At 56.8% G+C, this 15,693-nt stretch carries 11 protein-coding genes; 3 read left to right on the top strand and 8 right to left on the bottom strand.

Going from position 1 to position 15,693, the window contains the following annotated elements; all coding sequences use genetic code 11:
* The first annotated feature begins 7 nt into the window (after window positions 1-7).
* Window positions 8-1,003, top strand: a complete 996-nt coding sequence (locus NB063_RS24670; protein WP_250931701.1) for an SMP-30/gluconolactonase/LRE family protein — start codon at window positions 8-10, stop codon at window positions 1,001-1,003.
* On the opposite strand, the gene NB063_RS24675 is transcribed toward NB063_RS24670, so the two are convergent.
* The 8 genes from NB063_RS24675 to NB063_RS24710 form a co-directional block, all read right to left on the bottom strand.
* Complete coding sequence (locus NB063_RS24675) at window positions 978-2,294, bottom strand: APC family permease (RefSeq protein WP_250931702.1); 1,317 nt, start codon at window positions 2,292-2,294, stop codon at window positions 978-980. The two genes, NB063_RS24670 and NB063_RS24675, sit on opposite strands and share 26 nt — an antisense overlap.
* Window positions 2,295-2,406: 112 nt before the next feature.
* Window positions 2,407-3,828 carry a cytochrome c gene (locus NB063_RS24680; protein WP_250931703.1) on the bottom strand — a complete coding sequence of 474 codons (1,422 nt, stop codon included), beginning with the start codon at window positions 3,826-3,828 and terminating at the stop codon, window positions 2,407-2,409.
* 116 nt (window positions 3,829-3,944) lie between these two features.
* Entirely contained in the window at window positions 3,945-5,213 is a 1,269-nt protein-coding gene (locus tag NB063_RS24685; RefSeq protein ID WP_250931704.1) for a 1-acyl-sn-glycerol-3-phosphate acyltransferase, read from the bottom strand.
* A 136-nt stretch (window positions 5,214-5,349) separates the two neighbouring features.
* On the bottom strand, window positions 5,350-6,342 hold the full coding sequence (locus NB063_RS24690) for a hypothetical protein (protein WP_250931705.1): 993 nt from the start codon (window positions 6,340-6,342) through the stop codon (window positions 5,350-5,352).
* A complete protein-coding gene (locus NB063_RS24695) occupies window positions 6,339-7,277 on the bottom strand; it encodes a hypothetical protein (RefSeq protein ID WP_250931706.1) in 939 nt (312 codons plus the stop codon). Before NB063_RS24695 ends, NB063_RS24690 begins: the two co-directional genes overlap by 4 nt.
* Window positions 7,278-7,414: 137 nt before the next feature.
* A complete protein-coding gene (locus tag NB063_RS24700) occupies window positions 7,415-7,717 on the bottom strand; it encodes a P-II family nitrogen regulator (RefSeq protein WP_250931707.1) in 303 nt (100 codons plus the stop codon).
* An 11-nt stretch (window positions 7,718-7,728) separates the two neighbouring features.
* Window positions 7,729-8,745, bottom strand: coding sequence for an aspartate-semialdehyde dehydrogenase (locus tag NB063_RS24705; protein ID WP_250931708.1), 1,017 nt, complete (start codon window positions 8,743-8,745; stop codon window positions 7,729-7,731).
* Between the two features lie 77 nt (window positions 8,746-8,822).
* Entirely contained in the window at window positions 8,823-9,974 is a 1,152-nt protein-coding gene (locus NB063_RS24710; protein WP_250931709.1) for a helix-turn-helix domain-containing protein, read from the bottom strand.
* A 626-nt stretch (window positions 9,975-10,600) separates the two neighbouring features.
* Here NB063_RS24710 and NB063_RS24715 point away from each other — a divergent pair.
* A complete protein-coding gene (locus NB063_RS24715; RefSeq protein WP_250931710.1) occupies window positions 10,601-14,383 on the top strand; it encodes a circumsporozoite protein-membrane associated protein in 3,783 nt (1,260 codons plus the stop codon).
* A gap of 182 nt (window positions 14,384-14,565) precedes the next feature.
* Window positions 14,566-15,204: a superoxide dismutase family protein gene (locus tag NB063_RS24720; protein WP_250931711.1), complete on the top strand. Its 639-nt coding sequence runs from the start codon at window positions 14,566-14,568 to the stop codon at window positions 15,202-15,204.
* Window positions 15,205-15,693: the final 489 nt, after the last annotated feature.

A 15,693-nucleotide genomic window follows, 5' to 3' on the forward strand; every position in this document is an offset into this window, starting at 1 on the left:
ACGGTTCATGAGCCCGATCTCTGGTCCAGTCGTTCGCGAAGCAACCGCGTTATCGATTCCTGATCGAGATTCACTTCGATTTCTTCCCGAAGGACCAATTGCCTTGTCCGTTGATGGTTGGCTGTCGTGGGTTGCGATTCAACATGGCAAATCATCGACACAGGGTTCGATCAACCTGCTCAATCTCGACAGTTGTGAGAACACTTCGTTTGATTTACCAGGCCGTCCCGGGTTCGCGTTCGCGTGCCAGAGTGACTCAAACCATACGATGCCGACAAGGTTTGTTGCGGGCGTCGAACGTTCACTCGGTATTTTTGACACCGTCGACCTATCCTGGTCGCCATTCTGCGAAAACATCGATGCGGACGTCGACAACACGATCATCAATGATGGCGTGATCTGCGGAGACAATCTGATCTTCGGAACCAAAGATCTCGATTTTTCGGAAAAGAAAGCGGGGCTGTATCTCTACCGTGCGAGCGACAAGGCACTGATTCGTTTGCGAGACGATCAAGTTTGCAGCAACGGAAAAATGATCCGCACCGACGATTCAGGTCGCCTCAAATTGATTGACATCGATTCGCCGACAAAGCTCATTGTGGAGTACGACTTGGACGTCGACGCCGGCACGATCGGGGAGGAAAAAACGCTTATTGATTTAACGGACGATCCGGGTGTTCCCGACGGAGCTGTTTTAACTCCCGATGGTAGTGGTGTGATCGTTTCAATCTACTTACCTGAAGTCGCCGAGTTTGGACAAACACGCTGGTACGACCTCGCAACGGGCGAACTGAAATGTGTTTGGCGGACTCCAGGATCGCCCCGTAACACCTGCCCCGCTCTCGTTCCTCGCGGTGACCGCATGCGACTGGTGATCACGACCGCTGTCGAAGGGATGCCCGATGAAGAACTCGCAGGATGCCCGCAGGCGGGACAGATTTTTGTAGCTGAAACCGACTTCGATATTCCGTCCGGTTTTACGACGCCGTCCTATCCTTGCTGACGCGTCTCGAGATTGCGTACAGGACCAAACCAGAAACCACCGTCAACACGGTCGCGATCACGTTTTTGGGTCGATGCCATGCCGCAAGTCCGATGATCACCGCGGTCGCGATCACGTAGAACCAGGCTGAGATCAGCCCAATACTGCTGATCGGGTTACCGCGTCGACCGCTCACTAGCAAAACCGCAACCGTGGCAGCCGAACACAGGGACAACGTCAGGCTGAGGTAAGACAACAGGTCTTGCAAGCTAGCAAAAACGACAACCACGGCGATCGCCATGCCTTGCAAAAGCACCGACCTCGTGGGTGGTGACTTCTCCGCATCGAACCAAGGCGGCAGCACTCCATCGGACGCCATTTTTGCGTAAACACGTGGCCCCGCCATGATTGTCGACGACACGCTCGAAGCAAGACCAAGACAGATCGCGAACCGCACCAACGACGCCAGACCGGTTCCCCCGATCGACTTGGCGGCAATCGCTGCCACGTTTTGTTGCCCCGCGATCTCATCGGGCGCCGGCCCGAAAACCATGATGGCGTTGAGAACGAGATACAGAATGGTTACGCCGATAGTCGCCTTGACCATCGCACCGGCGATATCACTCCATCCCTGCTTGGCCTCCCGACCGACGTAAATTGCCGCATTAAACCCGCAATAACTCAGCGAGATCCACATCACACTCGTGGCGAGAGTCAGCGGCACCGGGGCCGGCATGGGTGGCAATGGCGTGGAAGCGACATGCCACTGCGGCCACGCCAACAGCGACCATGCAACGAACCATCCGATGAGCAGGAGTTTTACCGCCACGAGCGAGTTGTGTCGGATTGCCCCACGCCCAGTGTGGAACGCATGAGCGATCGTGCACACCAAAACGAGTGAAATCGCAATCGTTCCCGGAGGCAGCCATTCGGGACGCTCGGCATCAGAGATCGCGTAAGATTCCATCGCGATCGCGGCCAGAGCCCCCGCGCCGGTGAACCCCGCCAAGACTGAAACCCAACCGGCAACGAACCCGATCGATGGATGAACAAAACGGGAAAGAAACAGGTATTCGCCGCCGTTATCGGTCAACAACCGAGCCAATTGGCCGTAACTGATCGCCCCGCTGATTGCGATCACTCCGCCGATCGCCCAGGCAATCATCACGAGACGCGGATCGCCGAGATCCCCCATCGCGAATCCGCTCGTCGTGAACACACCCGCACCAATCATGCTGGCGATCACTAACGTCGCGAGCGACCACTGTCCCAACGGTGCGTGTGCGGAATCCGGAGTCAGCGGTCTGAGCATGAATTCTTTCGCGTGTCTCAATTCGTCTCATCACGTACGACCTCAAAAAATCACATCCACCGCTACCGACAGTGTAGGAGGACAGAGGGCGCGGTGAATGCTGAACCGAGGCTTAAGTCTGTTGAGGCGTCTGAGCGGGTGCCGCGTCAGTTGGGGACTCTTCTTCGGGGGCTTCTTGGAGCGACCGGATGAAGTTAATGAGGTGCCACACATCTTCTTCTTCAAACTCACCCTCAACAAACGTGACCGCTGGCATCGGCGAACCTTCGATCCCCTGTGTGATCCGCATGAACAAGTCTTTCGCGCGTGCACCGCCGTGGAACGCACCGAGTGCAAAGTTTCGCGGCTTGGCATTAACTGGTGGAAGAGCACCGCGGGCGAGCAGTTTGATCAACTCGTCACGGTTCTCAGGCTTGATACCAATGCCGAGCGTCCATTCCTTCGTCCAATCGTCGTAGTCGGTGTTTTGACCATCGCCCCGCCCGGTTTCCCCGTGACACTTGCTGCAAGCAGCGATTTTTCCTTTAAACAATTCACGGCCACGTTCGACCGATGCCGTCAACGTTTCGGCGCGTTCATCGGCCATCGCGGCGACGAACTCTTCGTAGGAATCGGGAACGACAAAATCGGCGGGTGGATCGGGAACTTCGACAATCGCGTCAGGGGCTTCTAGCCATGCTTCACCGATCTCGACTGCAAAATCCTCGGCCAACTCCCAGGAATCCTCAAAAGCTTCCTTAGCCTCTTCGTCCGCCGAATTTCGGTCTGCCGGGTTGATGATCCGATCGCCTTCTTCGAAGTCCAACTCATAGACGGCATCGTCGATCAACATCCGCTCGAGTTCACCACGCCACGACAAATAGATGACGTAATCAACGAGCGCTTCCACATCTTCATCGGTCAGGTTCGGAATTGCGACCATTCGCGATCCGTTGATCCCATTCTTAATTAATCCCGCGAGGTCCTCGCGAGTGGGTTTCTCGCCACGCTCGGTCGACTTGAACTTGAAGACACCTTTGCGATAGTCGCGAGGATAGGGGCTCATGGTCGCCGACAGTTCACCCCGCCCGTTACCGGTTGTCCCATGGCACGTGACACAATGAGTTTGGTACAGCCCACGGCCTTCTTCGCCAACTCGCCCCGAAGCACGGCGAAGGTTCTCAATCGACACGAGTGAAGCGAGGTCTTCATCCTCGGTCACGATTTCGGGCAACTTCGGATCTTCCGGAGTGCCGAACATTTCCGTCACCAACCAGAACGCATCATCGCTCGCCTGGTCCATCGGGATCCCTTCCTTGATCTGATACTTCATCGCATGAACAAGATTCGGCTCGAATTCGAGCGGCGCGGGTTCCTTGCTACAGCCACCGAGCATCGGCAAGACGAACAACAACGATCCCACGGTCGCCAATTTGGTGAGAACGGCTGGCAACGAACGAGACGATTTGCCGCAACGATTTGACCGATTAAGGGATGTCGATTCGCGGGCGTTTCGACGCGGACGGTTCGTTTTCGTGTAATTCAGCAAGGTCATGATTCATCCTACAACCGGCACCGAGGGAACAAATGGGGAGGGTGTGAGCGTGGTCAGTTGAGATCCAGTCACACCGTTGTCAGCGGCAAGAAGCTGCGTCTTTGGGTGCGTGCTTCCTAGCGGCTCGACACTGCATGATCGGTCTGCTCAAAGTCACGAGCTTCTTTCGAGAGTGCCTCCATCATTGTACGCAATCGCGACTCGAGTTGGCAGAGTAGCGGATCGGGTTCTCCCCGCGGTCCCCGTTTCGACGACACCTCGATCGCGTGGTCAACTTCGATGATCACGCTCATCGGCATCGTCTCGTTCGCTTTCCCATAGATCGCCTCTTGGATCCGCTGGATCGTCTCAACAATCCGAGTATCGGTGATTTGACCAGGAGTGAGATATTGGTCTGGGAACGACAATAAGAATTGAGCCAGATCGGCTGCTTCGGAATCGATGCGGTATTGTGCCGGATCACGCTCGATAACCGCTCCGGTTTCGGGATCCGGGGCAAAATAGGCCGTGGCCACCGCGGCGCGGACCTTTCGTACACGCTCCCGAACACACGCGTCACGCACCGTCGGCAAACCGTAACGACTCTCGCTCCGCGACAGCAGAAAGTGAATCAACTCATCGCGGCGTGGTCGTAAATCTCCCGCCGATGCTTTGCCGACGTGCTCGATCTCTTTCAACGCGAGGTACGCCTCGGAGACCCGAAACAATCGCTCCAAAATCGCCTGCGGATTGGTGCTCGCCGGCCGCGGTTGCCAACTCAGTGCGACTTCGAGATCACGAAGTTTTTCGTCGGCCCACTTCCAGGCGTCACCGACACAAAGGTATTTCAGCCCCACGGGATGCATCACGACTTTGCCCAGCCCCGCTTTTTCTCGTTTCTTTGCCGCCGCCCGGGCAATGAAGCTGACTCCATCGAGCAACGGTTTAAGCAGATCGTTGGTGCGGTTGGTTGTGCCTTCGGGAAACAACACGAGCGGCCGTTCGGCGTTGGCGATGATCTCGATCGAAGTCTCAATCGCTTGCCGGTCGTTTCCTTCGCGATAGATGCTGAACGCCCCCATTCGACGCAGTGCAAAGGCTTCGAACGAGTTGGTGTTGAACAAGTGCCACGAGGCCATGGCGTACAAGTGCGTGTTGACCTGGCGTGCCAACCACCCCAAAACGATCGGGTCGGCGTACCGACAATGGTTGGGAGCCAAGACGATTCCGTGTCCCGCGGCGAGTGATTCCGCCAGCCGATCCGCGTGCCGCAGTTCGTAACTGACCACCGATTCACGATTTCGCAGGTGACGATCGATCAATCGCAGTTTCTGAATTGCCGTCGGCCAAAGATTTCCGCGATGAGGCGGAACGAAAGTGTAGGGACGCTCGAGAATAACGGTCATGAAGACAAAAACAGGAAACTAGTAATGACGGATAAACTGCGCCGCTGCAACACTCAGAGCCCACCGGGAGCGGACTCCTGCGCCGAGAACCGGAATTCTAACGTGTTTTTGGCTTCACGAATGCCGCCCCTCGGAACTACGACGCCGCAGCCATCACGATCAACAGGAACAATCCCAATAACAAGGTCCCGCCGATGAGAGCGAACAATTTTGCGTAGGAAAACGGAGACGAACCAACAATGTAACTCGCGTTCTGGCCGCAAATCACAACCCGGTAAAGTTCATTTCGATAGCGATACGCGAGCACGTAGGCGGGCAGAGAATAACGCTGCGTGATCAGCCGACGCAGAACCAGCGAAACACGCACTTTGCGGAAACGCGTCCCGGGAATGTGGTGCTGTTGAATTCGATCGGCTGCGGTCGCTTCGATCGCCGCCAATACCTGTTGCCGTGCTTGGCTTCTCGGAACGTCGAATCGCTCCAGCGTGGGCTGATCTCCGCCGCCTTCAACGTAAGTCTTTCCTGATCCCAATTGCATTCCCGGCGTGATCGCGTAGGCCTCCTTATCAGTCAAACCTCGAGATCCCGAAACTAGCATGTTGTCAAAACGCAGTTCCGTTTGTCCGGCGTGGGGTGCCCACGAAGACCTGCCTGAACCCGCATTGGAGTCCGCCGTCCAACTGACAAGCGCGTCGGCATCAAAGATCCACGCGACCCACCACAGGGGTTTGATTTCGGTGAGCTGCGAAGCTGCGGACAAATCCGACGGGCGAAACCAACCTCGCGTATCGAGCCAACCTTTTAGCGCCGCTCGAGCCTCCTCGATGCTGACCGTCATCGGCAAGTAGAACTCGGTTTGCTCCATCGGATCTACGATCGTCTCGACCTGCATCACCTCGCCGCAGAAGGAGCACGACGGAGCCTGACGATTGGGATCGTACGTGATCGCGGCGCCACATCCGGTGCAGCGAAGCACGTTGACGGCGATTTTGGTTTGTTTCGTCGAAACGGATTGCGGTGCCGCCGCACCACAGATCGCACAGCGGAGATCGCCGGCCTCCAGCGGCGACTCACACCGCTCGCAGTGCGGTACCTCGATGACATCAATGGGCTGTGTGTTGTCCATCATGATGCCAAGCTCATTAATAAGGCCAACAACAGCAATACCCCAATGACGGCTAGAACGGCAAAGGCGACCTTCGTCGTTGATACCGGAACCTTGCCGCCGACACGTCCGGTTTGGCCGTTAACGAGGATTTGAACGGGCGGGCGATCTTCGGCGTAACGCACCGCATACGACCAAACCGGCAACAACACGAGATTAATGACTTCGTTGTTCAAGTTGGTTTGAAATTGGAGATTGCGGTGACTGTCGCCGGGCATAAAACCCTTCAAGCGACGTTCCACCAACGCAACCGTTTCATCGTGCGCGAAACGAAAACACTCCGCCTGAGTTCGCGACGGTTCTTCAGCTAACCAGCCCGCAATGAATGAATCGGAATATGCTCGCAAAGAGCGGAGATCGAACGGTTCGATCGCTTCCAACGCTTCGTTACTCACGCCGCCCGATGCGGTCACCAACACGTCGACAACGTAACAAACGTATCGTCCCGAGAGCGGTCGCCACTCCGTCTTCGTAACTGTCCGGGTGCGACGGACGCTTTTGCCTTGGGAATCGGTCGTCGTGTAGGTTTCCGTCTCGGTGTAGTTCTCGCCAATGCTCGCCGAATAGTCGGCGTGTGCGACGGCGCCGTACAAGTAGGCAGGCAAGTAGATTCCGTGCGTAAGCTCGGGCACCGCCGACTTGAAATCGGACCGTGCGAACAGGTGACTTTTCGACAACCACGTCCGCACCAACTGAGTCGCCCGCTCATGATTGATCGTGAACCCGACGAGAAACGACGGCGAGGGACGATTCGGTGTCGGCGGTCGCCTGATGATCGATGGCGATGCGCAATAGGGACAGGTCGTCGATCGAACCGTCGCATCAATCAGCAAGATCGCGCCGCACGATTGGCAGGCAATTTCCGTGGACGTCGGCGGGTTCGATACAGTGGATGCCATCGGTTTCAATGCGTCGGGCAATCGGTCACGGAGGGGGAATCGTGACTGCGGCGATGTTCGATTTCGTCACTGAATCTTTTCAGTGACATCGTCTCTTGTAGGTAGGCCCACCTCACCGCCACGCGGGGCGCTCCAAATCACAGAAAACTGTGAACCGGCATCACCATGATCTTCCCGTCGCCGATTCGACCTGTTCGCGTTACCGAAACAATCTTTTCGAGAACGCCTTCGAGACGTGAGTCGTCGACCCACAACGTGATTTGCACTTTCGGCACAAAGGCTTCCGAGTACTCGGTGTCTTGGTACTGATCGAGATAGCTCTTCTGTCGCCCGTAGCCCTTCACCTCAAATACACTGAGTCCTTCCAGGGGTGCGCGTTGCAGCGCGATCAGGACTTGTTCAGCGAGATGAGGAGCGACAACGGTGACGACTTGCTTCATCGCATTGCGTTCTATGAGCTCGCTACCGTTTTGCGAGCGAGCAACTCAGCGATCTGGACCGCGTTGGTTGCGGCGCCTTTTCGCAAGTTATCACTCACACACCAAAACGCGATTCCGGATTCGGAACTGATGTCTTGGCGAATCCGTCCCACAAACACATCATCCCGACCATCGCAGTCACGCGGCATCGGATAAACGTGATTAACGAGATCGTCGACCACTGTGACACCTTCGGCCGCGTTCCAAAGCTCGCGAGCCTCGTCAGCGGTGAGCGGCTTCTTCGTTTCGACCAAGATCGATTCGCTATGCCCGATCGCAACCGGGACTCGAACCGCCGTGGGGCAAACCGCGATCGACTCGTCGCCCAAAATCTTGCGAGTCTCGTACACCATCTTCATCTCTTCGCTGGTGTAGCCGCAGTGCTTCTGAGAACCGATTTGCGGGATCAGGTTAAACCCGATCGGGTGCTGGAACGTCGAGGGTTGATGCGTCCCACCGTCTAGCGACGCCCGAATACTGGATTCCAATTCGACATTTCCTGCCAAACCCGCACCACTGGTCGCTTGATACGTGCTCACGACGACCCGACGAACGCCGACGGCGGCATGAATCGGGGCCAACGCAACGACCATTTGCGTGGTACTGCAATTGGGACTCGCGATGATCCCTTGATGGTTCTCGATCGCCTGTGGATTGACCTCAGGAATGATCAGCGGAACCTTGGGGTCCATCCGCCAATAACCGCTCTCGTCGACCACAACCGCACCCGCTTCAACCGCCCACGGGGCGAACTCGGCGGAGACTTCATCAGGCGTGCTGGCGATCACCAGATCCACGCCGGCGAAGGCCGAGGGTTCGAGCAGTTCGACGGTGATTTCCTCGTCGCCAAAGCGAACTTTCGTGCCAGCACTTCGAGCCGATGCCAACAACCGCAACCGACGCATCGGAAATTTCCGAGCGTGAAGCTGGTCCAAGACGATTCGACCAACGGCGCCCGTGGCACCGACCAAAGCAACACAATCAAACACGATAGCAAACGTAATGGGTCAGAGGATGGTTTTGTCCGAACGTCTCAGCAACGCCGGCGATGGTATTTGACGATAGCTTAGCGACGATTGAAGCGGCGTGCGATCGCTTCCCGTGGCAAAGGCATAATCTTCGCGGCCCCACCGGTGTTGTGCAGCAGGTCCGAACGCTCAGTCTTGCCTTCGGCGTCTTCATACTGCACCAAAAACGCACCCACTTGGATACCGTTTTCTGCGTAAACAGGTGGCCAGAATTCTTCGGCGCGGATGGCGAGTGTCTTGGCGAGCAAACGAGTCGCACGTCCCGAGAAACCGCTGAGGACCATGTCCAAACGGCCGAGTGCTTCGCGGAACAGATAGAACACTAGCGCGGTGTCTTTCCCGTTTCCGCCAGCGTATTCCCAAGTACCGTCGTCTTTCTCGTAATAGAAACCGGGGTGAGGTGCGTCTTCGTTCTTGCTCAAACGCATCCCCGCCGACGCTCCGTCTGGTTTCGGATCGCTGTCACGATATCGTAGAAAGAATGGACAGGACCGTGCCGACACGTCATCGACATCGTCTTCGGTAACAAACGGAGTGCAGCCGAATGCATCGGAGAACAACAATTCCACCGTTGGGTTACTCTTCACACTGCCGATGCAGATGATCCCGCGATCGCCGGTGGCGTTCTGAAAACCTTCGAAGACCTCGGTCGCTCGCGTCCGGGCGTCTTCCAACGAAACTTGGCCCGGGCTCCATACCAGCGATTGTTGAATCCGATCGGGGCTCGGCACTTCCGCCGGACGTCCGACCGATTCCGTTCCGCTGCTTTCGCCAAAGTGTTTCGCAACACCGCCGAGTGTTGAGATGCCGTTTAGCAGTTCGCCAACCAGCACCGAGTCGCTCGCGACGACCATCGCGTTTTCAGGCGATGCTTCGCCTTCGCCCTGCCGGACGCCGACGACGATTTCGATATCGCTTCGACGAGCCAACAACTCCCAAAAGTTCTCTGCGTTGATCGCGAACAACGCACCAGGCAATTCCTCTGCCGTTGCATGACCTTGGTCGATCAAATAATCACACAAGCGTGAAAGTGCATCCAATGGGATGTACTTGGCTTCGTTCTTGAGCAACGAAGCGACTTGGTGACGATCGAGCCCAGTGTGTTCAACGATCGCTTTGATCGTTCCTGGCCGTTTGCGACGGTCGGGGGTGTGCCCGAGGAGTTCTGCAAGCCGAAAAGCGTATCTCATAAGTATTTTTCAGAGAACGAAGGAGGGAGAGGAGGGAAAAAGGACTACGGTGTCGCCTATTGTCACGGCATCTACACCGAGTCGTGAAACGACAAGGGAAAAATGCTGCTCAATCACCAAAACCTTCAAGACATATCTTGTACGATTCATCCGGAAGGGGGAAGTCGCCTGCTTAAAGGAAATTGAACATCAATCCAAATCTCGCAGTTCTTATGCAATATCCTATTCGAATTATGCCCGCTAGCGGTGAACATGTCGGTGGTTTCGGCACGATCATCCGGAATTTAGGACGAGCCGCCCGTGACTTCGGGCTAAAAACCGAAAACCAACCCAAAACGAATGCTCATAACCACTAGCAACAGCGGTAAAATGGAAGTTGAGTTCAAACCTCACGAAAGAAACCTTCGCATCGGCAGGACTAACTAGCGGTCAAATACTCAAACATGGGCCTGATCCGCCGTTCACCTACACACTTTTTTTAATAAATATCAATCGATTTTGCTTATTGTCGTTTTAGGTCACCTTAACCCGACGACGCGACGACTCCCCAAGACGCTAATCGACACCTTTACCTGACGACCAACGAGACGCAACCAACCCTTCGCACCTAACTCATCTGCTCGCAATTGTCTCCATCAGTCCCCCAAGTCACCGAAAATCGAAATCCGAAAATTCGGAATTCGGACGCAGCACCGCACCCCGCCCCGGGTGGATCGATCGAATCATTCGTTCTTGAACGAATCGCTTCGGCTCAGTCCGCACTTTGGCGGGCCGAGCTGACGCGCCGCGTGCTGACTCTGGTCATTGCGGCCATGGCGGTCGGGCTGGTGTGGCTGGTGATGGACCAATGGATTTGGTCTCCCGGCGTCCTCGGCCGAAGCCTGATCGCAATCGGCTTGATAGGTTCCACCGCCGCATACGCGTATTTCAGGCTATGGCCAGTCGTGCACCTTCGCATCCGCGAAGACTACGCCGCACGAGCCCTTGAGCGTGATCACCCGGAACTGGGGCACTCCCTGTCCAGTTATGTCAGTTTGAGACAACAACGGGCCACCCACCCTCGCGGACAACTCGCCGATCGAGTCGTCCAGTCGGTCGGTGCCAGCGTCGCGGCGAAACTCAAACACACGGACGCTCCGCCTAGTGAAGCGACCGGACTGATGTCCTGGTGGGCGGCCACCATCGCGTTGATCGCCGCCCTCGCAATGTATTCGATCATCTCACCAAAGAATTCGATTCAGTCGGCAGCGAGGCTTGTCCAGCCACTGAGCACGCTTGATGCCCCACGCCGCGTCCAAATCACGGACGTGTCACCGGGAGACACCGAGAGCTTGGCAGGACGCAGCCTCGAAATTTCGGCGACAGTCAAGCATCTCCGCGACGACGAACCCGTTTATTTTCGTTGGGCATCCGCCAATAACGCGGACGCCAAAGCTACCGCCGTGAGCACCACCGCGTCGGACACAGCCGTCTCGCAACAAATTCGCTTGATCGCCAACGAAGCAAACGGCCCATCGGATCGCTTCTCCGCTTCGGTTCCCATTTCTCACCACGCCCACGGGACGCGGCAATATCACATCCTCGCCGGTGACGCGTCCGCGGGTCCGTTCGACGTCACGATCCGAGATACGCCAGTTGTCCAAGTTCGCGAAGTCGTTTACACGCCGCCAGCCTACACCGGCAAGACAAAACACACCGGGCATACCGGCTCGATCCAAGGTGTCGACGGTACTCTGGTCGAACTCAGCGCCGTCGTGAACCGCCCGATTTCGCGAGCGATTATCGAATTCAACCCTCGCAAAGTCGGCCAAGACCTGCAGGCAACCGCCGGCGCGAGTGAGATGACGATTTCCACTGATGGTACAACGGTGGCGTTTGCATTTCCGTTGCGATCCCGCCGCGGCGGTGCCGTCGAACTGCAAGATTACCGAGTCCGAGTTTGGGATGACGCCGGCCAAACCAATGCCGATCCGATCATCTACCCGATTCGCGTCATCGAAGACTTGCCACCTGAGATCACGATCGTCGTCCCACAGCAATCCGCAAAGGACGTCCCCATCGATGCCGAACAATTATTCGAAATCCACGCCGCTGACGTCGACTTCGGATTGGCGGAGGTCGAAATCGAAATCCACCGCGGCATCGATCTCATCGCCCGCTCCAGCCTCTGGAAAGAACCCGGCGGAAAACGCGGCAACCAAGTGATCGAATATCGCTTTCGCCCATCGCGAATGATCGTCGTCGGACGTGGCGGAGGAATTCAAGCGAGTCGTGGAAGCGGTTTGAACGTCGGCGACGAAGTCGAAGTGGTTGCAATCGCGACCGACAACCGCATTGACCCCAACGATCCATCGATCGTTCCCGGCGTCACCCGCACTCCACCCGTCCTCCTACGCATCACCGCCGCCTCGGGTGACCCGGCGTCTCAAGCTCCGGCGCAAGACCAACCGCAAGGTGGACGCGACGCTTCGAATCAAACAGGAGAAAACCAGTCAGGCGGAGGCGAGCAAGGACAATCCGGAGGCGGTCAATCAGGGAAGGCTCAACAGGGCGAAGGTCAGCAGGGAGAGGGACAGCAGGGGAAAGGACAGCAGGGGAAAGGACAGCAGGGGAAAGGACAGCAGGGAGAAGGACAGCAGGGTGAAGGACAGCAGGGTGAAGGCCAGCAGGGTGAGGGACAGCAGGGAGAAAGGCAGCAGCAGAACATGCCTCAAGATGGCGGTTCGGCGGAGTCAGGCGAACGGGACCCTCAAAGCGGACAAAACACTGGCAACCAACAGCCAAACAACGACCAGTCGACCGACGCGGGCGGAGAAACTTCGACTGATGGCGAATCGGGTTCTGGCAAACAAGGTGGAAAGCCACGACAAGGGCAACGTTCCGATTCATCCGACGCAGCGCGTGAACAACCACCTCAGGACGACGGCGAAGCCTTTGAACGCATTCAGGAATACCTGAAAGACAAACAGAAAGGCCAATCCGGCAACCAGGACGGAACGTCGCAGCAAGCTGAACCAGACGGTTCACCGGAGAACGACCAAACAGGCAGCGACTCTGCAAACGGCCAGAATTCGTCCTCACCAGACAATCGTCAAAATGGTTCCCAAAACCAAATGGCGAACCAAGAAAACAATGGCACACCGGAATCTCAAGATGACTCGATAAACAACGAGGGAGAGACCGGCCAAAACCAATCAGCCGAAAACGGGACTGCCGATCCAAACGGTAACCAAACCGGATCTCAAAAACCAGAAGATCAAAAGGGAACTGAAGGAAACGGCGCGCCGAAAAATGACGCGGGACAAGATCCGGCGACAAACGAAGACGATCAAACGCAAAAACGAGATGGCGAGAACAGCCAATCTCCAAGTGGTAAATCGCCGCGTGGTGACGATCCGTCCTCGATGAACCAAAGGAACGAGAGCGACAACGGCAGCGGCGAAAAAGGAGGCGGCGAGCAATCCGATCCCGGCAACGGTCAAAAAGCCGAAAGCGATCCCGGTCAAACCGACGGCGACCCGGGTCAATCGCAAGACAATGACCAGACTGGCGAAAACGGTAGCTCAAACGAACAATCCGCCGAAGGACAAGAGCCAGGAACGAGCAGCGAATCCCAAGACGGAGGCGCACAGAAAGGCAATCCGGGACAGAACGACCAAGGAGAAAACGGCAAGGGCCAGGCCGACCAAGATCCAAGCGACGATGCCCAATCTACCGGCGATGCCGACACGGATGGAGGGAAGCCTGACGCAGGAAACAGCAATCGATCCGATCCACGTTCGAAGTCCAACGACGGCTCTGACACCAACCCGCAATCCAAGCAAAATCCTGGCACCGACCCACAAGCCGGCAGTGAAGACGAACCATTTGGCGACGCGAGTACCGCGAATAGCGGTAGCGGCGAGCCCGGCCAGTCTTCACCATCCAACAACGATATCAGCGATGAATCGAGCAGTGAATCCGCTCAAGGCGGTGGCTCTGGACGATCCGGCGGCGGAACTGGCGACGATCTCCCGATCGAAAACGAGCTACCCGACCCTGTCGATTTGGAGTACACCAAAGCGGCCACGGACATGGTGCTCGACTACCTCGATGAAACCCGCGCCGATCCCGATCCGGAGTTGCTTGATCGCTTGAAGTGGACCGAGCAAGACCTCAAACGTTTCCGTCAGCGCTGGGAATCGATCAAACCGATCGATCAAGGACCACGTGCGGACACACCTCCGCCAAATGAAATCGAAGAAGCCCTTCGAAGCCTCGGCATGAGGCCACCAGAGTCAACGCAATCCAATCGCCGCGACCAATCCGACGACATTCGCGGCCTACGCGATTCGGGCAACCGTCGCCCCGCCCCGGCCGACATTCGCGACGCTTTCGAAGCGTTCCGACGTGGCCTCTCGCGGCCGTAGCACGACAAGGTCCGCGGCCGTGCAAGACCATTGACCTCGTAGCGTGATTCGATCGATCGAATCACGCTCGCGGTCATTGGCCGGCACACGAACTGGCATATCTTTTGCAACTCAGACAGGTGTCGTTCAGCAATTCTTCGATGTGCTGAACATCTCGATACCAAAGCACCTGAGGATACAAAATGAACTTTCGAAAACCGCTGCACCTACTCGCGTCGTCATTCGTGGTTGTTGCGATGGCGGGATGCGACAGTGCCACCGACGACACCAGTTTGACCGACGACACAACGACGCCCGTCGTTACCCACGACACCGCCCCGCACGCCGATCCAACCGCACACACCGACGTCACCTCAGACATCGACGGCTCGGCGGAAGTGATCCAAGCTACCACGACGCTGGTCGCGATCGGCAACAGCGGCGTGGAAGGCACGATCGATTTCCGCCAAGAAGACAACACGGTCAAAATCACCGGCGAGGTCCGCGGTCTCAAACCAGGATTGCATGGGTTTCATATTCACGAGAAAGGTGACCTATCTGACACTGAAACAGGAAAATCCGCGGGCGGACACTTCAACCCAACCAACGAACCTCACGGCAAACCTTCTGATGAGGAACGACACGTCGGCGACCTCGGAAACATCGAAGCGAATGAGGACGGAGTTGCAAAAATCGACATTCAGGATGACGTGATCTCGTTGCGAGGCGAGAACTCGATCATCGGTCGATCGCTCATGATCCACGAAGGAGAGGACAAATTCACGCAACCGAGCGGCGACGCGGGCGGACGAGTCGCGTTCGGCAAGATCGAGAGCAAGTAATCGAGACACAGTCTCGTTTTGAATAACGACGGATGATCCATCCGTCGCGGCGTGCGATTCTTTCAGCGGCGAATCCTGCACAGCCATCGTCGGATGGCCGAGCACGACGGTTCGCCCAACCCTGGAATCACACGCACCCAAACCGGAGCCCACGGCAGTCGCCGTGGGCTCTTTTTTTGGTTGTATCCAATATTTCGCCAATGCCTTGTCACGCACTCAAACCCGGACTGGCGTCCGGGACCATCGCATGCCGTCGATATCGCGACTTTGATTTAATTAGTGCGGGATTTCAAAAGTAGCGGAACGGCGCAAGCGGGCTGTTGATTTAGTGAGCCGTCGGCGCTAGCCGCGGGCCGTACGGCTACGATGCGCGCATTGGACGCCCGCAGCTAGCGCTGTCGGCTCACTCATGTTTGCGAAACGACTAACTCAACAGTCCGCAAGCCGTCCGGTAAGAGGAGAGGCGTAGGCCGGACCAAGGTGCCTAAG

Source organism: Aporhodopirellula aestuarii, from assembly GCF_023701485.1.
Taxonomy (GTDB): Bacteria; Planctomycetota; Planctomycetia; order Pirellulales; family Pirellulaceae; genus Rhodopirellula; species Rhodopirellula aestuarii.